At 71.3% G+C, this 21371-nt stretch carries 19 protein-coding genes; 1 reads left to right on the top strand and 18 read right to left on the bottom strand.

The window, feature by feature from the left end:
• Positions 1-43: 43 nt before the first annotated feature.
• From helD to K2M58_RS02575, 15 genes are all read right to left on the bottom strand, one after another.
• Positions 44-2485: an RNA polymerase recycling motor HelD gene (gene helD / locus K2M58_RS02645; protein WP_220678168.1), complete on the bottom strand. Its 2442-nt coding sequence runs from the start codon at positions 2483-2485 to the stop codon at positions 44-46.
• Positions 2482-3444 carry a signal recognition particle-docking protein FtsY gene (ftsY, locus tag K2M58_RS02640; RefSeq protein ID WP_220678167.1) on the bottom strand — a complete coding sequence of 321 codons (963 nt, stop codon included), beginning with the start codon at positions 3442-3444 and terminating at the stop codon, positions 2482-2484. The genes helD and ftsY overlap by 4 nt, the downstream gene beginning before the upstream one ends.
• Before the next feature lie 67 nt (positions 3445-3511).
• Positions 3512-7093, bottom strand: coding sequence for a chromosome segregation protein SMC (gene smc, locus K2M58_RS02635; protein ID WP_220678166.1), 3582 nt, complete (start codon positions 7091-7093; stop codon positions 3512-3514).
• 149 nt (positions 7094-7242) lie between these two features.
• Complete coding sequence (gene rnc, locus K2M58_RS02630) at positions 7243-7959, bottom strand: ribonuclease III (protein ID WP_252393511.1); 717 nt, start codon at positions 7957-7959, stop codon at positions 7243-7245.
• Positions 7956-9236: a beta-ketoacyl-ACP synthase II gene (gene fabF, locus K2M58_RS02625; protein ID WP_220678165.1), complete on the bottom strand. Its 1281-nt coding sequence runs from the start codon at positions 9234-9236 to the stop codon at positions 7956-7958. The genes rnc and fabF overlap by 4 nt, the downstream gene beginning before the upstream one ends.
• A gap of 187 nt (positions 9237-9423) precedes the next feature.
• Positions 9424-9663: an acyl carrier protein gene (gene acpP / locus K2M58_RS02620; protein ID WP_273151512.1), complete on the bottom strand. Its 240-nt coding sequence runs from the start codon at positions 9661-9663 to the stop codon at positions 9424-9426.
• Positions 9664-9781: 118 nt separating this feature from the next.
• Positions 9782-10555 (bottom strand): 3-oxoacyl-[acyl-carrier-protein] reductase, encoded by a 774-nt coding sequence (gene fabG, locus K2M58_RS02615; protein ID WP_220678163.1) that lies wholly within the window; start codon positions 10553-10555, stop codon positions 9782-9784.
• Between the two features lie 4 nt (positions 10556-10559).
• On the bottom strand, positions 10560-11525 hold the full coding sequence (fabD, locus tag K2M58_RS02610; RefSeq protein ID WP_220678162.1) for an ACP S-malonyltransferase: 966 nt from the start codon (positions 11523-11525) through the stop codon (positions 10560-10562).
• Entirely contained in the window at positions 11522-12574 is a 1053-nt protein-coding gene (locus K2M58_RS02605; protein ID WP_220678161.1) for a beta-ketoacyl-ACP synthase III, read from the bottom strand. Before K2M58_RS02605 ends, fabD begins: the two co-directional genes overlap by 4 nt.
• Before the next feature lie 65 nt (positions 12575-12639).
• Positions 12640-13725 (bottom strand): phosphate acyltransferase PlsX, encoded by a 1086-nt coding sequence (plsX, locus tag K2M58_RS02600; RefSeq protein ID WP_220678160.1) that lies wholly within the window; start codon positions 13723-13725, stop codon positions 12640-12642.
• A complete protein-coding gene (fapR, locus tag K2M58_RS02595) occupies positions 13709-14314 on the bottom strand; it encodes a transcription factor FapR (RefSeq protein WP_066199913.1) in 606 nt (201 codons plus the stop codon). The genes plsX and fapR overlap by 17 nt, the downstream gene beginning before the upstream one ends.
• Positions 14315-14452: 138 nt before the next feature.
• The gene (gene rpmF, locus K2M58_RS02590) at positions 14453-14626 is read right to left on the bottom strand and encodes a 50S ribosomal protein L32 (RefSeq protein ID WP_066199911.1); all 174 of its coding nucleotides are present in this window, start codon (positions 14624-14626) and stop codon (positions 14453-14455) included.
• Positions 14627-14660: 34 nt separating this feature from the next.
• The gene (locus tag K2M58_RS02585) at positions 14661-15263 is read right to left on the bottom strand and encodes a YceD family protein (RefSeq protein ID WP_220678159.1); all 603 of its coding nucleotides are present in this window, start codon (positions 15261-15263) and stop codon (positions 14661-14663) included.
• A 266-nt stretch (positions 15264-15529) separates the two neighbouring features.
• Entirely contained in the window at positions 15530-16606 is a 1077-nt protein-coding gene (locus K2M58_RS02580; protein ID WP_220678158.1) for a YlbL family protein, read from the bottom strand.
• A complete protein-coding gene (locus tag K2M58_RS02575; RefSeq protein ID WP_220678157.1) occupies positions 16606-17382 on the bottom strand; it encodes a patatin-like phospholipase family protein in 777 nt (258 codons plus the stop codon). Before K2M58_RS02575 ends, K2M58_RS02580 begins: the two co-directional genes overlap by 1 nt.
• A 137-nt stretch (positions 17383-17519) precedes the next feature.
• Between K2M58_RS02575 and K2M58_RS02570 the strand changes: the two genes are divergently transcribed.
• Positions 17520-18770, top strand: coding sequence for a nucleoside recognition domain-containing protein (locus K2M58_RS02570; RefSeq protein ID WP_220678156.1), 1251 nt, complete (start codon positions 17520-17522; stop codon positions 18768-18770).
• On the opposite strand, the gene K2M58_RS02565 is transcribed toward K2M58_RS02570, so the two are convergent.
• The 3 genes from K2M58_RS02565 to K2M58_RS02555 all read right to left on the bottom strand — a co-directional run bounded on the left by K2M58_RS02565 (position 18715) and on the right by K2M58_RS02555 (position 21245).
• The gene (locus K2M58_RS02565; protein WP_220678155.1) at positions 18715-20013 is read right to left on the bottom strand and encodes an MFS transporter; all 1299 of its coding nucleotides are present in this window, start codon (positions 20011-20013) and stop codon (positions 18715-18717) included. The genes K2M58_RS02570 and K2M58_RS02565 overlap by 56 nt on opposite strands.
• A 427-nt stretch (positions 20014-20440) precedes the next feature.
• Entirely contained in the window at positions 20441-20725 is a 285-nt protein-coding gene (locus tag K2M58_RS02560; RefSeq protein ID WP_252393510.1) for a DUF2129 domain-containing protein, read from the bottom strand.
• 76 nt (positions 20726-20801) lie between these two features.
• Entirely contained in the window at positions 20802-21245 is a 444-nt protein-coding gene (locus tag K2M58_RS02555; RefSeq protein ID WP_220678154.1) for a YlbF/YmcA family competence regulator, read from the bottom strand.
• Positions 21246-21371 lie beyond the last annotated feature (126 nt).

The following is a 21371-nucleotide window of genomic DNA, read 5'->3' as shown; positions in this document are numbered from 1 at the left end:
TGGCGTCGCCAAAACACACCCCCGCCCGATCCGGGCGGGGGTGTTACCGTTCGGAGACGACGACGCTCACGCGGTCGACGGGAAGAAGCGGCGACGGCTCGCCGACCGCGTAGAGCACCGCCGCGTGTTTGGCCCGCATGAGGAGGGTGTAGAGGAGCTTCCGATCTTCCGGCTCGCCGTAGCGCCGGCGCGAGACGTCGAAAAGAAGCACGGCATCGAATTCGATCCCCTTCGCCAGCGCCGCCGGCATGAGGAGCACCTTGCCGCGGAGCTCTCGCGTCCCGGCGTAGACCCGCTGGTAAGGCACCCGGCGGTCGAGGTACGCCTCCGCCGTCTCGCACTCCCGCTCCGTGCGGCAGAGGACGGCGATCATGCCGTGGCCGGCCTGAAGGAGCCGGGCGATGTCCTCCGCGAGCGTCCGGGCGAGGGCGGCGTGATCGGGGACGACGACGAGCCGAGGCGGCGGGCCGTGGCGAAGCTCCGCCCCTTCCGGCACCGGCACGCCCAGCACGGCGGCGGCGAGCGCCTGAATTTCCGCCGTCGAGCGGTAGCTCGCCGGAAGCGTCTTAACGTCCAGCGGCCCCCGGCCGGCGTAGGCGGTGCCGAGCCAGTCGACCGATGCCGGATCGAACACCGTCGACCGGGGAAGGAGCGCCTGCGCCCGATCGCCGAGGAACATCCAGCGGGCCTTCGGAAACAGGGTCAAGAGCCAGAGGACCTCTGGCGGGGCGTAGTCCTGCGCTTCGTCGACGACGACGAACCGGACGGCCGAATCTTCGCCGGCGCCGGTGAGGGCCGTCTTGACGTAGGCGGCGGCCACGGCATCTTCGAAGGCGAGGGGGCGCCGGGTGAGCCGATCGGCGACGTGGGCCTGCAGGCTTTGGAGAAACGCTCCGTCGAGGCCGGTTTCCGCCTGAAAGGTCCGCCACAGCTCGGCGTACCGCTCCGGCTCGGCGAACAGCCGGCGGTACGTCGCGACGGCGTCGACGAACCCGAACGCCCGGATCGCCTCCCGATGGGCCTCGGCCCGGCGCCGGACGATCCAGCGCCGGAGCGCCCGCTCGTACGTCTGATCAAAATCCGACGGCAGATCGTCCGCCCGCCGGAGGAGCCGCTCGTGAATCCGCCGGGCGACGGCCGCCGGAACGGCATCGAGGGCGAAGTCGACCCACGTCGCCATGAGCATCGCCTCCGCCCGCCGGGCGAGGGCCAGCTCAAGGAGCGCCCCGAGCCGGCGAACCCACGCCGGGTCGCCTGAGCCGTACACCCGCCGGGCCAAGCGGCGGATCATCTCCACCGAAAACCAGGTCGCCTCCTCATCGCCGATCGGCCGGAAGACGAGATCGTCCGGCCCGAGCGACCGGACGAAGGCGGAAAGCAGGCGGGCATAGGCCGGCGACGAGAGTTCGGCGTCGATCCGGTGCCGGAGCGCCCGGCGGGGGTCGTCCGTCCCCCCCTCGAGGAGGTACTCCAGCTTCTCAAACGGCGTCTCGATCGCCTCGCCGCCGAGCACCGCCTCGATCCGCTCAAAAAGCGTCGTCCGGCGGACGTTCGTCTCGCCGAGCTCCGGCAGGACGAGGCCGATGTATTCGGTAAACAGGGCGTTCGGCGAGAGGATGAGGATGTGCTCGCTGGAGAGGGTCGCCCGGAAATGGTGCAAAAGATAGGCGACGTGCATCAGCGCCACAGACGTCTTGCCGCTCCCGGCCGCCCCTTCCACGAGGAGGACGCCGTAGTCGTCCCGGCGAATGACGGCGCTCTGCTCCTTCTGGATCGTCTCCACGACCGCCCGGAGGTGCGGCGCTGCCGGCCGGGCGAGGATGTCGGCCAAAAGCTCGTCGCCGGCGGCGACGCCGGTGAGGTCGACCATCGCCTTCAGGGCCCGCTGGCGGATGATGAACTGCCGTTTGAGCCCGAGGTGCCCCCGCACCGGCCCGTCCGGCGCCCGGTAGGCGGCCGGGCCGACGGCCGCCTCATAGTAGAGGCTCGCGATCGGCGCCCGCCAGTCGACGACGAGGTCCGCCTCGAACTCCTCATCGTAAAACGCCCGCAGGCCGAGATAGACGGTCACCGGTTCGCCGCCGTCCGGCGCGAAGTCGATGCGGGCGAAGTATGGCTTTTGCATCATTTGGACGAGGCGTTCAAGATCTGCCGCCGAGGCGCCGATGCGGGCCCGAAGCTCTTCGACGATGGCCGCCTGCTGGGCGATGTCGGCGTAGCTTTCCAGGAGGTCGTCCGGCGTCGAGACGTCGAGGGAGATGTCCTCCCAGAAGTCTTCCGCCACCCGCTCGTGGGCGCTCTTGATGCCGCCAGAGGCGGCCGACAGGCGCTCGATGTGCCGCTGAATCCGCCCGACGACGAAGGCGAGGTGCTTCGTCTCTTCTTCCCAGGCCGGATGGCCGGTGCCGGCCGCCCCGCCGTCGCCCGCCGTCGCCGCGAAGGCCGCCGGAAACCGGTCCTTCGGAGCGTCTTCCTGCCGGCTCATGCCGCTCCCTCCGGAGGCGAAAGCAGCGCCCGCACGTACGCCTCAGCCTCAAACGGCTTCAGGTCGTCGATCCCCTCGCCGAGGCCGACGAGCTTCACCGGCAGGCCGAGCTGTTCCCGGACGGCGACGGCGACGCCGCCTTTGGCCGTCCCGTCCAGCTTTGTCAGCACGATGCCGCTCGCCCCGGCGACCTCCCGGAACGCCTTGGCCTGAAGGAGGGCGTTCTGTCCCGTCGTCGCATCGAGGACGAGGAGCACCTCGTGCGGCGCCCCCGGTACTTCCCGGCCGGCGACCCGGACGATCTTGTTCAGCTCGTTCATCAGGTTCACCTTGTTCTGCAGGCGGCCGGCGGTGTCGCACAGGACGAACTCGAAGCCTTCCGCCTTCGCCTTCTGGATCGCTTCGTAGACGACGGCGGCCGGATCCGACCCGGGCGCCTTGGCGACGACCGGCACGCCGGAGCGCTCGCCCCAGATTTGAAGCTGCTCGATCGCCCCCGCCCGAAACGTGTCACCGGCGGCCAGAAGCACCCGGTGCCCGGCCTGCGCGAGCTTGTGGGCGAGCTTGCCGATCGTCGTCGTCTTGCCGACGCCGTTGACGCCGACGAAGACGTACACCGTCGGCGGCGCCTCGGCCGTGGCGAGGTCGACCGCGCCGCCGGCGAAACGCTTTAAAAGGAGCGACTCCAAAAGCGGCCACGCCGCCGGCGGATCGGCGATCTTCTCCCGCCGCACCGCCTCCCGGAGCTCGTCGACGAGCGCCATCGCCGTCTCGACGCCGACGTCGGCGGCGATGAGGGCTTCTTCCAGCTCTTCGTAGAACGCGTCGTCCAGTTTGCCGCCCCGGCGAAACAGCCCCGCCAGGCGCCCGCCGAGCGCCTGACGGGTCTTGGCCAGGCCGTCGTGAAACGATCGGCCGATCGTCTCGAGCGACGCCTTGAGACGACGAAACAGGCCCATCGTCTCCCTCCTTTCTGTTTCTTCCTGCGGACCGAGGCACTGCCTGCGTTTCCATGCGCGCCCGCGGTCAACCCGAACGCCGGCCGACGCCGACGGCCCGCTCCGCATCCTCCAGCGCCACGGCGATGAGCCGGCTCGCACCGCTTTTGTCCATCGTGACGCCAAAGAGGGCGTCGGCGACGGCCATCGTCCCCTTGCGGTGGGTGACGACGATCCACTGGGTCGTCTCCTTTAGCGTTTGCAAATACCGGGCAAAGCGCCCCACGTTGGCCTCGTCGAGGGCGGCGTCCACCTCATCGAGGAGGCAAAACGGCACCGGCCGGACCGAAAGGGCGGCAAACAGAAGGGCGATCGCCGTAAGCGCCCGCTCACCGCCGGAAAGGAGGCTCAGGCGCTTCGTCCGCTTCCCCGGCGGCCGGGCTTCGATCTCGATCCCGGCGACGAGGGGATCGCCGTCCTCCAGCCGGAGGTCCGCTTCCCCGCCGCCGAAAAGCGCCCGGAACGTCGCCCGAAACGCCGTCCGGATCGCCTCCACCGCCTCGAGAAAGCGCGCTCGCATCGCCGCGTCGATCTCGTCGATGAGGGCCTTGAGCTTCGCCTCGCCCGCCCGCAGGTCCTCGATCTGGGCCCGGTAGAACGACAGGCGTTCATCAAGCTTTCGCGCCTCTTCGATCGCGGCCAGGTTGACCGGCCCGAACGCCTCCAGCGCCGCCGTCCGCTCCGCGAGCGCCGCCCGGGCGGCGGCGGCTTCTTCCGGATCGAGCGGCGGATGAAGAGCCCGGGCCGCCTCAAACGTCAGCCGGTGCCGCTCGCCGAGGAGACGGAGGTTCCGGTCGAGGGCCTCGCCCGCTCGCGCGAGGCGGGCCTCGGCGTCTGCCCGGGCCGTCCGGGCCTCGAGCACCGCCGCCTGCGCCGCCGACCGGGCGAAAGACGCCGCCTCGAGCCGGGCGCGGAGCGCCTCTTTTTCAGCGTACCGCGCCGCCTTCGCTTCCGCAAGGGCAGCCTCCCGGGCCCGGGCCGCCTCCAGCGCCGCCGCGAGCGCCCGGGCGCGCTCGCCCATCTCCGCCGTCTCCCGCCCGAGCGCGTCCAGCGACGCCCGGGTCCGGCGGACGTCGGCGTCGAGGGCCGTCGACCGGGCCTCGGCCGCGGACCGGGCCTCGACGAGCGACATAAGGCGCGCTTCGGCCCGGGCGATCGCCACCTCCAGCGCCTGGCGGCGGTCCCGCCGGGCTTTCGCTTCGGCCCGGAGCGCCTCCGCCGCCGCCTCGCGGTCCCGGAGCGTCTTTAGCGCTTCCTCCGCCGCCGCCCGAAGCGCCGTCGCCCGCCGGGCGGTCTCCTCGGCGGCCACGCGCAGCTCCGCCGCCTCCGCCCGAGCCACCTCGGCCTCGGCCGCCGCCCGGGCGACCGCCTCCCGGGCGGCGGCGAGGCGCCGGGCCGCCCGGTCCCGGTCGGCCTCCGCTTCCCGGAGCGCCGACTCGGCCGTCTCCAAGGCCGCCGCCGCTTCTTCCGCAGCCGCCCGAGCTGCGGCGAGGGCCGCGCGCCGGTCCGCAAGGGCGGCGTCGGCCGCCATAAGCGCCCGTTCCGCCTCGGCGCGCTCGGCCTGAAGCCGCCGGAACGCCTCCCCGCGGGCGGAAAACGGCCCGCCGCGCCGCCGCCGGTCGACGCCGCCGGTGACCGAGCCGCCCGGCGCGATGAGCTCCCCGCCGACGGTGACGATCCGGTAGCGGTAGTCTAGGGTCCGGGCCGCCGCCTGGGCGACGTCGAGGGTGCGGACGACGAGGACGTTCCAGAGGAGGTAGCGCCGGACGACGTCGTAGCGGCCGTCGGCCTCGAGGAGCTCCGCCGCCGGGCCGATGACGCCGTCCAGAGCGCCGGCGAGCGCGCGGAGCGCCTCCGGCACCGGCCGCGCCCGGAGGACGGAAAGGGGCAAAAACGTCGCCCGCCCGAGGCGCCCTTCCTTCAGGTAGCGGATCGCCGCATGGGCCGCCGCCTCATCGTCGACGACGATGTCAAAGGCGCCGGCGCCGAGCGCCACGTCAAAGGCCGTCTCGAGGCCGTCCGGGACGCGAAAAAGGAGCGCCACCGGACCGTGGATGCCCGAAAGGCGTCCGCTCCGGGCGGCAGCCATCACCGCCCGGGCGCCTTCGGCCAGGCCGAAATCCGCCTGCGCCGCCTCAAACGCCCGCAGGGCCGCTTCCTGCTCGGCGAGGCGCGCCGCCGCCGCCGCCCGGGCCTCTTCTGCCTGCCGGGCCGCCCGCCGGACGTCGGCGAGGGCCACCCGGGAAAACGCCGCCGCCCGCTTTTTTTCTTCCACCGCCGCCGCCGCTGCCCGGACCGCCGCCTCCGCCGCTTCGAAGACCTGAAGCGCTCCCGCTTCCTCAGCCCGGGCCCGGGCCGCCTCCTGTTCGATTCGCCCGAGGGCCGCCTCCGCCCGGGAGGCGGCCGCCTGAAGGCGCCGCGCTTCCGCCTCCGCCTCCGTCGCCGCCGCCAGCCGATCGAAGTACGCCGAGCGGAGCGCCTCCAGCGCCTCGTCCGGATCGTCCGGGGCGGCCGCCGCCGAAAGCTCGGCCGCCTCCGCCCTCAAGCGATCAAGCTCGGCTTCGGCGGCCGCCGCCTCCCGGGCGGCGGCGGCCGCCGCCGCGGCCGCCGCCGCCTGCTCCTCCCGGAGCGCCGTAAGGCGCCGCTCGAGGGACGCCCGCTCCCGCCCGAGGGCCTCCGCCCGCGCCGTCGCGACGGCCTGATCCCGCGCCAGCGCCTCGGCGGAGCGGACCGCCTCGAGGTGATCGGTGTCCAGTGCGGAAAGCTCCGCCTCCAGCGCCTCGAACGCCGCCGCCAGGCGCCCGGCCTCCGCCTCCGCCTCCGCGAGGCGCTTATCCGCGGCCCGTTCCGCCTCCCGCGCCCGCTCGGCGGCTTCCCGAGCGCCGTCCCGCGCCGCGAGGTCCGCCTCGATCGCGGTGACGAGAAGCGCCCGCTCGAGGGCCTCCGCCTCCGCCTTGAGGGCGAGGTACGCCTCCGCCCGTTTGGCCTCCGCCTGAAGCGGCGGAAGGCCTTCCGCCAGCGCTTCGTAGACGTCCTCGACCCGCGCGAGGTTGTGGGCCGTCTCCTCGAGCTTTCGCTCCGCCTCCTTGCGGCGGGCTTTGTACTTCGCGATGCCGGCCACCGTCTCGAACAGGGCCCGGCGCTCTTCCGGCCGCTGGGACAAGACGGCGTCGATCTCCCCCTGGCCGATGATGAACGCCGCCTCCCGGCCGAGGCCGACGTCGACGAGGAGCGCCTCGATGTCCTTGAGCCGGACCGGCGTCCCGTTCAGCAGGTATTCGCTTTCTCCGGTGCGAAAAAGACGCCGGGTGACGGCCACCTCGGCGTAATCGACGGCGAGCTCGCCGCCGGCGTTGTCGAGGACGAGGCTCACCTCGGCGACGTTCACCGGCCGGCGGCCCTCGCTTCCGGAGAAGATGACATCGTCCATCTTGCCGCCCCGAAGGCGCTGGGCACTCTGCTCGCCGAGCACCCAGCGGACGGCGTCGACGAGGTTCGACTTGCCGCTCCCGTTCGGCCCGACGACGGCGACGATCCCCGGCCGAAACTCGATCGTCGTCCGCTCGGCAAACGATTTGAATCCGTAGAGCTCGAGCCGTTTTAAATGCACTGCATCCCCTCCCCGCCTCCGGACCTGGGCGCCGAGGCGAAAGGCGGCGCCGGAACGCCGAGGGTTGAGGCGGCGCCTTTGGCCGGCGGCTCAGGCGGCGCGCCCCAAGGCGCCCCGGTCGAGGCGGTGCCGAAGCTTTGATGCCGGCGCTACACCAGCACGCCGAGCCGCCGGAGGGCCTCCAGGGCGGCTTTCTGCTCCGCTTCTTTCTTCGACCGTCCGACGCCCTCGCCGAACGCCTCACCCTCGATGACGACCCGGGAGACGAACTCCCGGTCGTGGGCGGGCCCCCGTTCGGTGACGACCTCGTACTGGATGTGCACCGTCCCTTTTTGCTGCAGCCACTCCTGGAGCGTGCTCTTGTAGTCGAGGTGGGCTTCGATCTCGCCGTTTTCGATTCGCGGCACGAGGTGATGCTCGAAAAAACGGACGACGCCGTCCAGCCCCTGATCGAGGTAGAGGGCGCCGACGAACGCCTCGAACACGTCGGCGAGGAGACTCGGCCGGTCCCGGCCGCCGGAGATGTCCTCCCCCCGTCCGAGGCGGATGAGGGGCGGAAAGCCGAGGGCCCGGGCAAACGTCGCGAGGGACGCCTCGCAGACGATCATCGCCCGGCGCTTCGTCATCTCCCCCTCCGTAAGCGGCGGCACCTTCCGGTACAGGTAATCCGACACGACGAGTTCCAGCACCGCGTCGCCCAGAAACTCAAGCCGCTCGTTGTCCTCCTCGGCTTTGACTCCGGCGTCGTGGACATACGAGGCGTGGGTAAAGGCGATCACAAAAAGCTCCGGCCGGCGCACCGAAAGGCCCAGCGCGGCGAGGTGCCGCGCCAGGGCCTCCGGTCCCTCCCACCGCCGCTCGCTCACGGCGCCACCCCTTCTTTCGCCGTTTCGACCGTCGGGCCCGAGTCGTAGCGCTTCAGGACGAGGACGGCGTTGTGGCCGCCGAAGCCGAAGGAGTTCGACAGCGCCACCCGGACGTCGGCCCGGACGGCGACGTTCGGCACGTAATCGAGGTCGAGCTCCGGATCGGGGTCCGTCAGGTTGATCGTCGGCGGGATGATCCCCCGGGCGATGGTGAGGGCGGTCGCCACCGCCTCGACGCCGCCGGCGGCGCCGAGGAGGTGCCCGATCATCGACTTGTTGGAGCTCACCTTGAGCCGGTAAGCGTGCTCGCCGAAGACCGCCTTGATCGCCTGCGTCTCGGCGAGGTCGTTGTATTCCGTCGACGTGCCGTGGGCGTTAATGTAATCGACGTCTTCCGGCCGGAGGCCGGCGTCCTGAAGCGCCAGCCGCATCGCCCGGGCGGCCCCCTCCCCTTCCGGCGCCGGCGCCGTCAGGTGGTAGGCGTCGGCCGAAAGGCCGTAGCCGGCCACCTCGGCGATGATCCGGGCGCCGCGGTGCTCGGCAAACTCCAGCGCCTCGAGGACGACGACACCGGCGCCCTCGCCCATGACGAAGCCGTCCCGACCCCGGTCGAACGGCCGGCTCGCCGCTTCTGGCGCGTCGTTCCGCGTCGAAAGCGCCTTCATGCTGGTAAAACCGGCCAGCCCGAGCGGCCGGATCGCCGCCTCGCTCCCGCCAGCGATCATCACGTCGGCGATCCCGCGGCGGATCATCTCCGTCGCCTCGCCGATGGCGTGGGTCCCGGTGGCGCAGGCGGTGACGATCGTCGTGTTCGGCCCTTTGGCGCCGAAGAGGATCGAGACGTAGCCGGAGCCCATGTTGGCGATCATCATCGGTACGAGAAACGGGCTCACCCGGCGGGGCCCCCGCTCCAGGAGCACCCGGGTGTTTTCCTCCAGCGTCGCCAGCCCCCCGATGCCGGAGCCGATGATCACCCCGACCCGCTCGGCGATGTCCGGCGTGATCTTAAGGCCCGCGTCTTCGAGGGCCATTCGGGTCGCCGCCACGGCAAACTGGATGAAGCGGTCGACCCGCCGGGCCTCTTTTTTGTCCATATAGGCTTCCGGATCGAACCCCTTGACCTCCGCGGCAATGCGGGTTGGGAAGTCCGACGCATCAAACGCGGTGATCGGGCCGACGCCGGAGCGGCCGGCGACGAGGTTGTTCCAGAACGTCTCGACGTCGTTCCCGATCGGGGTGACGACGCCGAGCCCGGTGATGACCACGCGGCGCCGCACACAATCCCTCCTTTGATCGGGCCCGTCACGCCGATCGGACCCGTAATGCCGGCACCGGGGGAGGGGGACCGCAGGCGGGGCGACGGGATCACCTCCGCCGAGAAGAAAAAGGCGAGGCCGCCGGCGCCCGGCCGCCGTCCTCGCCCCATCCGATGCCGGTTCGTCCGCGGACCGCGCCGGGCAGCGGTTACGCTTGGCGGGCCCGGATGTAGTCCAGAACGTCCTGAACCGTGTTGATCTTCTCGGCGTCCTCGTCGGAGATCTCCATGTCGAACTCCTCTTCGAAGCGCATGACGAGCTCGACGAGGTCGAGGGAGTCGGCGCCGAGGTCGTCCTTAAATGACGCCTCCGGCGTCACCTTGGCTTCGTCGACGCCGAGCTGTTCGGCGATGACGGTCCGAATCTTTTGCATGAGTTCGTCGCTCACCGGCGACACCTCCCGAATCGCATTATAGCACGAACCGACGACCGGCATGAACGCCGCCGGCCCAAACCCGACCGGCGTGCACGCAAGCAGCCCAAGCGTCTTCCGGCGGCAAGCGGCCCTACGACGGCATGCTCATCCCGCCGTCGACGCCGAGGACCTGCCCGGTGATGTACCGGGCGCCTTCGGAGACGAGGAAGCGGACGGCGTGGGCGACGTCTTCCGGCGCTCCGAAGGCGCCGAGGGGAATGCGCCGGAGGAGCTCCACCTTGACCGCCTCCGGCAGCGCCTCGGTCATGTCCGTCGTGATGAAGCCCGGCGCCACCGCGTTCACCGTGATCCCCCGGGAAGCGAGCTCCAGCGCCGCCGCCTTCGTGAGCCCGATGAGGCCGGCCTTGGCGGCGACGTAGTTCGCCTGGCCGACGTTGCCGAGCCGGGCGACGACCGAGGCGATGTTGACGATCCGGCCGTAGCGGGCCCGCATCATCGGTCGGGCGGCGGCCTTCGTGAGGTAAAAAGCGCCGGTGAGGTTCGTCCGGAGCACCTCGTCCCAGTCGTCCGCCTTCATTCGGACAAGGAGCTGGTCCCGGGTGATGCCGGCATTGTTGACGAGGACGTCGAGCCGGCCGAACGCCTCGAGGGCCGCCTCGACCGCCGCCTCCGCCGCCTTAGGATCCCGGACGTCGAGGGCGATCGGCACGGCCCGGACGCCCCGGGCCTCCGCCTCCCGGGCGACGGCTGCGGCGAGGTCGGCGTTTCTGGCATAGCCGAGGACGAGGTCGAAGCCGTCCTCGGCCAGGCCGAGCGCGACGGCCCGCCCGATGCCCCGGGAGGCGCCGCTCACCAGGGCGACCCGCCGGCCGCCGGCCTCCCGCGGCCCATCCGCGCGGTTCACCGCATCACCCCCTTTCCGGCGCCCGTTCGGCCAAAAGCCGCTCCAGCCCCTTGAGGTCTCCGGCGGAATCGACCCGAACCTCCGGCGCGATGCGGCGGATGAGCCCGGCAAGGACGCCGCCGGGACCGAATTCGACGAACCGCCGGACGCCCCGGGCCACCATGAAGCGGACCGAATCCGTCCAGCGGACCGGCCGCATGATCTGTTCCGCGAGCCGCTCGGCGATCGCCGCCGCATCGAGGACGTCCGCCGTGACGTTATCGACGACCGGCACGGCCGGCGCCCGAAAGGCGACGGTCGCGAGGACCGACCGATACGCCGCCGCCGCCTCCGCCATGAGCGACGAGTGGAACGGCCCGCTCACCTTGAGGCGGACAAATCGCCGGACGCCCCGCTCCCGGAGGGCCGCCTCCGCCCAGCGCAGGCCCGCCTCGGTGCCGGAGAGGACGAGCTGCCCCGGGGCGTTGTCGTTGGCGAGCTCGACCCGCTCGCCGGCCGCTTGAAGCGCGGGGGGGAACTCGGCGAGCACCGCCTCGATGAGCGCCGCGTCGGCGCCGAGGACGGCCGCCATGCCGCCCGCCCCGCCGGATGCCGCCATCAGCTCCCCCCGGCGTCGGACGAGGCGGACGCCTTCCTCATAGGCGAGGGCGCCGGCGGCGTAGAGGGCGGTGTACTGGCCGAGGCTGTGGCCGGCGACAAACATCGGCGCCTCTTCGATCCCCCGGGCGGCGAGGGCCTCCCGGTAGAGCGTCCAGAGGACCGCCCCGGCGACGAAGAGGGCCGGCTGGGCGTTTTCCGTCGCCCGAAGAACCTCCTCCGGCCCGTCGAACATGAGCCGGGAGAGGGAAAATCCGAGGGCGCGGTCGGCGGCGTCAAGCATCTCCCGGGCGCGGTCAGAGGCGGCGTAGACGTCTTTGAGCATCCCGACCGCCTGGGACCCTTGGCCGGGAAAGACGTACGCCACGGTCATCGGATCCCGGCCTCCGCCGGCGCCGCCCGTCCCGCCGCCCCTTCCCGCCCGGGCTTCACCGCCGCCGTCCATTCGACGATCGCCGCCCCCCACGTGAGGCCGGCCCCGAAGCCGACCATGAGCACCTTGTCGCCGGGCCGGATTCGCCCGCTCCGGACGGCTTCGTCGAGGGCGACCGGGATCGACGCCGTCGACATGTTGCCGTACCGGTCGAGGTTGACGATCACCTTCTCCGGGGGAAGCCCGAGCCGCTCCCGAGCCGATTCGATGATGCGGAGGTTCGCCTGGTGGGGCACGAGAAAGTCGAGCTCCTCCTTCCGGAGCCCCGCCTTGACGAGAACCGCCTCCGACGCTTCGTCCATGATCCGGACGGCAAATTTGAACACTTCCCGGCCGTTCATCTTGAGAAAGTGGAGCCTCTGGTCGACCGTCTCGTGGCTCGCCGGCCGCCGGGAGCCGCCGGCCGGAAGCTCGAGGAGGCAGCCACCGCTCCCGTCGGAGCCGAGGGTGAAGGCCTGAAGGCCGCCGGAGACCACCGGGCCCATGACGACGGCGCCGGCGCCGTCGCCAAAGAGGACAGCCGTCGAGCGGTCCTCCCAGTCGACGATCCGGGACAGCGTCTCGGCGCCGACGACGAGGACGAACCGGTAGGCGCCGCTTTCGATGAACTGGGCCGCCGTCGCCACGGCATAGATGAAGCCGGAGCACGCCGCCGCGAGGTCGAAGGCCGCCGCCCGCCGGGCGCCCAGGCGATCCTGCAGGAGGTTGGCCGTCGAGGGAAACGCGGTATCGGGCGTGATCGTCGCGACGATGATGAGGTCCAGCTCCTCCGGCGACACGCCGGCCGCCTCAAGCGCCCGAAGGGCGGCCGGATAGGCGAGGTCCGACGTCGCCTGTTCCGGCGCGGCGATCCGCCGCTCCCGGATGCCGGTCCGGACGCGGATCCACTCGTCGCTCGTGTCGACCATCTTTTCCAGATCAAAATTCGTCAGCACCTTTTCCGGCACGTAGCTGCCGGTGCCGAGGATGCCGGCTTTCGGCATCGTCATCGCTCCCTTCGTCCCCATCCGGCGCCCTGCCCGTAGGGGTGCCCCCGGCGGGAATCCTTTCTCGCCTAAGGTCCGCCCCCGTCCCCGGGCTCCCCTTCGGCGTCGCCCGCCCCCGTTTCTTCCTCCGCCGCCCGGCCTTCTCCGGCGTCCACCCCGTCCTCCTCCCGCCCGAGGGCCGCCGCGAAGGCGATGCCGGCGGCGCTTTTGGCGACGGCGATCGCCTGGGCGATTGCCTCGGGGCCGCTCGCGCCGTGGGCCTTGATGAGGGGCCGCCGGAGGCCGAGAAGCGGCGTTCCGCCGTAGGCGGCGTAATCGAGCCGGTCCTTTAAGGCCCGAAGCTCCGGGAGGAGAAGCATCGCCCCGAGCTTCGCCCGAAGGCCGGAGCGAAAGGCGTCTTTCAAAAGCGCCAGGACGAACGCCGCGGCGCCTTCCGTCGCCTTGAGGAAGACGTTCCCCGTAAAGCCGTCGGTGACGACGATGTCCGCCGCCCCGAACAGGACATCCCGCGCCTCGACGTTGCCGACGAAGCGGATCGGCGCCGCCTCGAGGAGCGCGTAGGCCGCCTTGGCGAGGGCGTTTCCCTTCGTCTTTTCCGCCCCGACGTTCAAAAGCCCGACCGACGGACGCTCCCAACCGAGCACCGCCTCGGCGTACCGGACGGCCAACAGGGCGTGCTGCCTGAGGTGTTCCGGCCGGGCGTCGGCGGAGGCGCCGACGTCGACGACCATCACCCCCCGTCCATTCGCGGTCGGAAGCACCGGGGCGAGGGCCGGCCGGAGCACCCCCGGAAGGCGACCGAGGGCAAACAGGCCGGCCGCCAGGAGCGCCCCCGTGCTCCCGGCGGAGACGGCGGCATCGGCGGCGCCGTCCCGGACGAGGCGGACCGCCTGAACCAGGGTGCTCTCCGGCTTCGCCCGGACTGCCTTGACCGGCTCCTCCTCCGGATCGATCCGCTCCCGGGCCGGGTGTAAGACGAGCCGGCCGGCCGCCTCCAGGGCCGGGGCGCTTTCCCCGAGGTGCGGCCGGATCGCCGCCGGCGGCCCGACGAGGACGACCGAAAGGGCTTCGTCCTCCCCAAGCGCCCGAAGCGCCCCGGCGACGACCGCCCCCGGCGCCCGATCGCCGCCGAGAGCGTCAACGGCGATGCGCACGACCCATCCCCTCCGCTTCTCCGGTGAACTCCTCCGCCCGGAGGAGCGCCACCCGAAAGACGCCGGTGAAGACGGGTTTTCCGCCCACCGCCCCCTCCACCCGGACGACGCGACGGTTCGGCTTCGGCCGCTCGACGACGGTGGCGACCGCTTCGACCGTGTCGCCGAGGGTGACCGGCGCGAGGTAGTCGATCTCCGCCCGGCGGGTCAGCGCCGCCGGCGCCGGGGCGACGGCGATCGCCAGGGCGTTCGCCTGGGCGAAGAGGACGTGGCCCCGGGCGATGCGAGAGCGGCGAAACGTGTGCACCGGCGTGATGGTGAGCGTCGACGCCGCCCGCCGGTCGAGCTCGAGGGCGACGAGGGTGCCGATGAATTCCTCCTCGGCCAGCGACGTGACGTTTTGAAACAGCCGCTCCGCCACCGCCCGCACCCGATCCCGCATCTCCGGGATGCCGAGGGCCGCCCGGTCGAGGCGGATCGTCTGGACGCTCACGCCGAAATGCTCCGCCAGCGCTTCGTCGGTGACAAACGGGTTTTCCCGGAGGTAAGCCTGAAGGGCCGCCCGGCGGGCCTCTTTCGACAGGCGCATGGGGCCCCCTTTCCGCGGCCGCCGGCCCGGAGCCGGCGGCGCCGCTTATGACCTGGTGCTAAATTCGCCGGTGAAAAAAGGCGCCGCCGCGCCTTCGGCCCGTTCGGCCCGCCCGGAAGGCGGACGAGGCCGGCGGGCTTACTTGTCGAGGACCTGGCGCCCCTTGTAGTACCCGCAGTGCGGGCAGACGCGGTGGGAAAGCTTCCATTCGCCGCACTGCTCGCAGCGGACCATGTTCGGAAGTTCGAGTTTGTAGTGCGTCCGGCGCAGACGCTTCCTCCGCTTCGACGTCCGCCTGAACGGAACCGCCACCGGTGCCGCCTCCTTTCTGTTCGCCCCGCCCGGGCTACTTCCGCCCGTCCCAGAGGGTCCGAAGCGCCAGCCAGCGGGGGTCGATCGTCTCCGGCTCGCAGCCGCACGGACCCTCGTTCAAATCTTTGCCGCACGTCGGGCAGAGGCCGGCGCAGTCGGGCCGGCAGATCGGCGCCCACGGAAGGTGGACAATCGCGAGGTCCTGAAGCACCCGCCCGACGTCGATCTCCGCTTTCGCGACGACCTCCACCCCGGGATCGGCGTCCGCCGCCTTCGTCGCTTCGGCCTCGCCGCCGGCCCTGGACCTCTGCTCCCTCCGGGAGCTGCCCCTAAGGCGCCCGATCGCCGGGGGGTCGTAGGCGAGGGCCGCCTCCGCCGGTCGAAAGCGCTCCTCGACGTCGACGTGGAACTCCGCCGTAAAGGGTTTCAAACAGCGGACGCAGGTGAGACGCGCCCGGTACGAGAGCGCGCCGGTGAGGCGGACCTCCCCGTCCGCCCAGCGGGCCTCGCCGTCGAAGTGAAGCGGCGAAAGCTCCAACACTTCCCGGATCGCCACCGGCCGCCGCGCCGGGACCGCTCCGGCGAGGCGGACGGGTCGGCCGGCCGCCTGCCGCGCCTCGGAAAAAGAAAGCCGCATGCGCCTCACCCCGACAATACGCGCTTATTATAGCGCCCCCCACCCCGGGTGTCAAACGGGCCGATCCAGCGTTCCAGGGCGGCGCCGACCCCGGCGGCAAGGCCGGTCGCCGGCCTCCGAACCCCACCCGGAGCGCCGAAGCGACGGCCACGCCGACGGCCTCGTTCCCGGCAGAACGCGGCAAGATCCGTCGGAGCGCCGAAGCGACGGCCCGGCCGGCGGCCTCGGCCTCGGGCGACCGCGGAAGGGCGCCGGGCCGGCCGCCGTCAGCGGGCCGGGCCGGCCTGAGCGGGGGCGAACGCCGTCCGGAGGTACTGAAGCGCGTCGTCGACCGTCCGCACCGGCACGATCGTCAGTCCCAGGCGAAAGCGCTCGTTCGTCCGCCGGGCCTCCTCAACGTTGGAAGTCCGTCCCGCCTCCGGCGGATCGTCCGGGACGAAAAAGACGTCGGCCCCGGCCGCCGCGGCGGCGAGGACCTTGAGCGAAACGCCCCCGACCCGGCCGACCCGGCCGTCCAGGTCGATCGTCCCGGTGCCGGCGATCCGGTGGCCGTGGGTGAGATCTCCCGGGACGAGGCGGTTGATCAGGGCGAGGGTGAGCATCAGCCCCGCCGACGGCCCGCCGATCGGCTCGAGGTCGATCGTCACCGCGAGAGACGGCCGCACCTCCCGGGCGGTGAGGGGTTGGATGAGGCCGAGGCCCGGCCGGCCGCGGCTCCCGGGAAACGGCGCGAGACGAACCGTTCGCTCTAAGGGCCGGCCCTCCCGCAAAATCCGCAGGCGGACGGGCGTCCCGGCGTCGCGGGAGGCCAGCCGCCTGAGAAGATCATCGGCCGTCGGCGTCGGCACCCCGTCAACGGCGGTGATGACGTCCCCCGCGTTCAGAACGCCGTCGGCCGGCGAGCCCGGCACGACGCCGGTGACGAGGGCACCCCGGTTCTCGACGGCGATCGGCACGCCGGCCTTGCGAAAGGCGACGATGAGCGCCTCCTTTTCCGACGCTTCCATGACCGCCTGCTGACGGCTGAAATAATGGTCCACATCTTCGTGCGGAAAGAGGAGATCGTCCATCCGGACGATCTCCCGCGCCGGGCGGAACGCGGCCGCGGCCAGCCGGATCAGCGTCGCCCGGTCGGCCCGGACGGTCGTGAGATAAAACGTCCCGACCTCATCGTGGTAAGCGTCCTCGACGTGCACCGCCTCGTCGAGGGAGATCGCCGAACCGGGGAGCAGGATGAAGTACGGGAGCGGCCAGAGGGCCGCCGCCCCGCCGACGGCGAGCGCCAAAATCAGCCTGAGGACCGACCGCACGTCCGGCCGGCGCGCCCGCCCGAGGGAAAGCATCATCCGACCCTCCCGAGGCGCTCGAGGATGGTCCCGATCGCCGCCCGGGCCGCCCGCTCGCCTTCGGCGATGATCGCCGAAACGTTTTGGAAGCTCAAGGGGCTGTGCTGCCCGACGGCCGGCGTGATGAGGATGTCATCCGGGTGAATCCGACCCTGGAAGATCTGGCTTTCCATGATATCGATCGTCTGGAGGATGACCTCGTAGATCGACCGAATGCGCTCCGGCGGCGCCGGTTTGCGGGAGACGTCGACGCCGATGACGACGTCGGCGCCCATCGCCCGGAGGGCGGCCATCGGCACCCGGTCGACGACGCCGCCGTCGACGAGGAGCCGTCCCTGCCACTCGACCGGCTCGAAAATCCCCGGGATGGCCACGCTCGCCCGGACCGCGTCGGCGATCGGCCCCTCCCGAAGGACGACCGCCTCGCCGGTCAAAAGGTCGGTGGCGACGACGGCGGTCGGGATCGGAAGTTCCTCGAGCCGCCGGTTTTTGGTCAGAAGCGCCACGAGCTCCCGAACCCGCTCCCCTTTCAGGAGGCCCAGCCTCGGCACCGTGTAGTCGACGAGAAGGCTCCGGCGCATGTGTTCGGCGAGCTTGATCAGATAACGAAGCTCGATGCCGGAGGCGTACGTCACCGCGACGACGCTCCCCATGCTCGAACCGGCGAGAAAATCGATCGGAATGCCATATTCTTCCAGAACCTTGAGGACGCCGAGATGGGCAAACCCGCGCACCCCGCCGCTCCCGAGGGCGAGACCGACTTTGGGCGCCATCGCCCGCCTCCTCCGAAGGTCGCTTTTTCCGCCCTTTTGCCTTTCTTGCCTCATTGTAGCACAAACGCCGCCGCCTCCATCCCGGTCTATCCCGAGCGGACGGGCGGTATACATGGGGGTGAAACGGAGGCCAGGGGATGCACGCACGTTCGATCCGAAACGCCGCCGTCGTCGCCGCCGTCACAGGCGCCATCGCCGCCTTCCTGGCACACCCCGGCGTCGTCTTTCACGCCGCCCGCCGCGGAGCGGAAATCTGGGGCACGGTCGTCTTCCCGGCGACGCTGCCGTTTTTGATCCTCGCCGAGCTCAGCCTCGGCCTCGGGATTCCCCACTTTTTTGGCGTGATGCTGCAGCCGATCATGCGCCCCCTCTTCCGCCTGCCGGGTCCGGCAAGCTTTGCCCTCACCGTCGGCCTCGCCTCCGGCTATCCGATGACGGCCCGCCTCGCCGTCCGCATGCGGGAGGCCGGCGCGCTCACCCGAACCGAGGGGGAGCGGCTCGTCGCCTTTGCCACGACCGCCGACCCGGTTTTCCTCACCGCCGCCGTCGCCGTCGGCTTTTTCCACGCCCCGGCCTACGCCGCCGTCCTCGCCTCGGTCCACTACGGAACGGCGATCGCCCTTGGGATTTTGTTTCGCTTCTACGGCGATCGGCGGGACGAGCGCGTCCCGTCGGCTGCGCCGCGAACGCCGGGCGAGCTCATCGCCCGGGCCTTTCAGGCGATGGACGACGCCCGCCGGGCCGACGGCCGGCCCTTCGGCCGGCTCCTTTCCGACGGCGTCGAAGGGGCGCTGGCGACGACGTTCCTCATCGGCGGACTCCTCATCTTTTTTTCCGTCTTGATGGCCCTGCTGGAAACGGCGGGGGGGATGGCCGCCCTCGTCGGCGTCGCCGCCTTCGCCGGGAGCCTCCTCGGCCTGCCGGAAGCCGTCGCCCCGGCCCTCGCCCGGGGGCTCTTTGAGGTGACCCTCGGCGCCGAAGCGGCGGCGGCGGCCGCGGTTCCGCCGGAGGTGCGCCTTCAGGCGGTTTCGGCGATCCTCGCCTGGGCGGGAGGATCGGTGCAGGCGCAGGTGGGCGCCCTCATCGCCCGCTCGGACCTCCGCTTCCGGCCCTTTTTCCTCGCCCGAATCCTTCACGCCGTGCTGGCGGCCGCCGTCTTCCGCCTCGCCTGGCGCTTCTGGGCCCACCTTAACCCGGATCTCGCCGCACCGGCGCCGGCCATTTTTGCCGTGGCGCCGCCCCTGCCGCCCCCGGCGGTCGCCCTCGCCGCCGGAGAACGCCTCGCCGTCGCCGGGGCGCTCCTCATCCTCGCGAGCGGCCTCGTCCTCGCCGTCACCGCTCTGACGGCCGCCGCGGGGCGGTGGCGCCGAAGCCGGCCGGAGGCTTGACAGCCGCCGGCGCCTCGCCGCGGTCGGCCGGCGGGGGTGCCGCCTTCCGGCGATAAGCCGGCACGATCTCCCGCCAGGCCAGCGCCGCGTCGGCCAAAAGCACCGCCCCGGAAAAGACGAACACCGCCCGCATGCCGAAAAGTCCCGACACGGCGCCGCCGACGATCGGGCCGACCATGTTGCCGAAGAACGTCGCGCTGTTCGCCAGCCCGTACGTCCGGCTCTCCATCCCCGCCGGAGCCTTTTCCCGGATGAGGGCGTTGATCGACGGCATAAGGCCGCCGGCGGCCAGGCCGAAAAGGAAGCGGGCGACCATGAGGCCGCCGACATTTCCGACCAGGGCATGCAAAAACATAAAGGCGCTTCCGGCGACGAGGCTGCCGACGAGCACCCGCTCGCCGCCGAACCGGTCCGCCAACCGGCCGAGCAGGGGCGAGGCGAGCATGTTCGCCACACCGGTCATGCCCATGACGACGCCGGCCCAGAACGCCGCCCCCTCCTCCCGCCCGAGGAGGGTCTCCGTGTAGAGGGCGAGGACCGGCATCAGGGCGACGAGGGCGAACTGGACGAAGAGGCTCGAAGCAAAGAGCGCCGGAAGCGGCCGGGTCGAGAGGATGCGGGCGGCGTCCCGGCGAAACCCGCCCCCCGCCGGCCTGGCCGCCGGCGACGGGCGGTTCGTCTCCCGGACAAAAAAGAGGACGATCAGCGTCGCGAACAAAAGCGCCCCGCCCGTCACCCAAAAGAGCGCCCGAAAGCCGATCCGGTCCGCCAGGAGCCCGCCCAAGGCCGGACCGAGAATCGTGCCGGCGACGCCGCCGGACTGGAGCACGCCGAGGGCGGTGCCGACCCGCTCCCGGGGGGTGTTCGTCGAAACGAGGGCGATCGACGCCGGGATAAAGCCGGAGATCATGCCGTTCAAAAACCGGAGCAAAAGGAGCTGCTCCGGCGTCTGGACAAACCCCATGAGGCCGTTGGCGATCGCCATGCCGAACCCGGAGCGAAGGATCATGAGTTTCCGCCCGTAGCGGTCGGCGAGGTTTCCCCAAAGCGGCGCCACGAGGAGCGCCGGCAGGAAGTTGACGCCAAAAATAAGGCCGGTCCAAACGTGCACGTCCCGCGCATCGCTCAGACCGAGCTCTCGGGTGAGAAGAAACGGCAAAAAGGGCATGATCTGGTTCATGGCCGCCATGACGAGAAACTGGGCCAGCCAGAGCACCGCGAGATTCCGCTTCCAGACGTCCATCGGCGTTCATCCCTTTCTGGAAGCATTATATTTCGCTTCGCGAAATTTTTCAAGGGATGGACGCCCGTTTCAGATCGTCCGGTCGGCGGCCCGCTCGCGCCCTTCGGACCAGCCGCCCCGTCGGACCGTTCGCACGAAGCGTACGAAGTCCCGGCGCGAACCGGCCGGCGCCCGGAGATCCGCCCGGACGACCCGCCCCCAAAAACGGACCGCCCGCACGAAAAACCCCGGGCGATCGTCGGAATCGCCCGGGCGGGAAACTTCGCCGCCGGCCGCTCGGCCGCCGGGCTTCGCGCCGAAGCCCCTCCGGCCGGAGGCCGAGGCGCCTCGTCCGGAAGCCGAAGCCCGTTCGGTCGGAAACCTGAAGCCCCGCGACGAAAAGCCGATCCCTGCCCGGCCGAAAGCCCGATCGGGGCGGCCGGCGGCGTCACGCCTCATCGGCTGCGGGATCTCTGGCCTCCCCGTTCAGGTTGACGATCGCCTCCACCGCCTCCCGGTACGGCGACGGTTCAACCCGGACGACGAACCGGCTCGCCCGAAGGGCCCGGATCACCGCCGGCGCCCGACGGCGCTCGACGTAGACGACGGCGTACCGGAACCGTTCCGAGACATAATGAACGAGGCCGTAGCGGCGAAGGTGGCGGGCCGAACGGGGGTGATCCAGCCAAACGGCCAGGGCCACCTGCTCTTCCATCGCGATCGTCCTTTCCATCCCCTTTCGGCTTCAGGCCGCCCCGCGGGACGAAGGCGCCCGGCGGACCGAACCAGTCGCCGGCGACACGAGGACGCTAGCGGCACGAGCAGGCGCCTCCCCCGCCGCAGCCGCCGCCCGCTCCGGCGAGGGCCTCGCCGGCGGTGAAGAAAAACCGCTCCCGGCCGGGCGCTTTGACCGCCGGCGAGACGCTTCCGGCGATCAGCCGGGCGATTTCGTGCAAGAGATCATCCAGCGCCTCCTCGGCGGCGCGAAAGCGGGCGACCGTCGGATGAAGCTCCATGCGGACCTTTTTGGCATAGACGTCCCGCCGGAGACGGCCGTAATCGGGATGATAGCGTCCGTAACGGGCCGCCGTTTCGTATTGTTCTTTTGCAGCGACAAAATCCTCGATCAACCGCCGGGCCTCGGCGTCCGCCCTGAGGAGCGCCTTGGCCCGACGGTATTCCTCAGCGAGGACGCTTTCTTCCAACGCCTTCAGGAGGTCGTCCAGGAGGTCGGCCAGCGCGCCGTAGTCCATGGACCGCCCTCCTTTGCACTTTCTTTTCATTATAAGCCGTCTCGGGCGCCGGGATCAAGGAAAACGTTTCGGACCCAGGGCCGGAAAGACCCGGTCCCGAAGGGCAAAGAAAAACGACCGGGCGGC

It is taken from the genome of Hydrogenibacillus sp. N12, from assembly GCF_019645935.1.
Classification (GTDB): Bacteria; Bacillota; Bacilli; order Thermicanales; family DSM-22653; genus Hydrogenibacillus; species Hydrogenibacillus schlegelii.
Note: the sequence above shows the minus strand (reverse complement) of the source record. Positions and strands in the feature narration are given on the sequence as shown.

Bases quoted from the DNA above. Each gene is read 5' to 3' on its own strand.
- helD (WP_220678168.1), bottom strand. From the start codon at position 2,485: ATGAGCCGGCAGGAAGACGCTCCGAAGGACCGGTTTCCGGCGGCCTTC.
- ftsY (WP_220678167.1), bottom strand. From the start codon at position 3,444: ATGGGCCTGTTTCGTCGTCTCAAGGCGTCGCTCGAGACGATCGGCCGA.
- fabD (WP_220678162.1), bottom strand. From the start codon at position 11,525: ATGACCGTGGCGTACGTCTTTCCCGGCCAAGGGTCCCAGGCGGTCGGG.
- K2M58_RS02605 (WP_220678161.1), bottom strand. From the start codon at position 12,574: ATGACGATGCCGAAAGCCGGCATCCTCGGCACCGGCAGCTACGTGCCG.
- fapR (WP_066199913.1), bottom strand. From the start codon at position 14,314: ATGCGCCTGTCGAAAGAGGCCCGCCGGGCGGCCCTTCAGGCTTACCTC.
- K2M58_RS02585 (WP_220678159.1), bottom strand. From the start codon at position 15,263: ATGCGGCTTTCTTTTTCCGAGGCGCGGCAGGCGGCCGGCCGACCCGTC.
- K2M58_RS02580 (WP_220678158.1), bottom strand. From the start codon at position 16,606: ATGCTTTCCCTCGGGCGGGCGCGCCGGCCGGACGTGCGGTCGGTCCTC.
- K2M58_RS02575 (WP_220678157.1), bottom strand. From the start codon at position 17,382: ATGGCGCCCAAAGTCGGTCTCGCCCTCGGGAGCGGCGGGGTGCGCGGG.
- K2M58_RS02570 (WP_220678156.1), top strand. From the start codon at position 17,520: ATGCACGCACGTTCGATCCGAAACGCCGCCGTCGTCGCCGCCGTCACA.
- K2M58_RS02565 (WP_220678155.1), bottom strand. From the start codon at position 20,013: ATGGACGTCTGGAAGCGGAATCTCGCGGTGCTCTGGCTGGCCCAGTTT.
- K2M58_RS02560 (WP_252393510.1), bottom strand. From the start codon at position 20,725: ATGGAAAGGACGATCGCGATGGAAGAGCAGGTGGCCCTGGCCGTTTGG.
- K2M58_RS02555 (WP_220678154.1), bottom strand. From the start codon at position 21,245: ATGGACTACGGCGCGCTGGCCGACCTCCTGGACGACCTCCTGAAGGCG.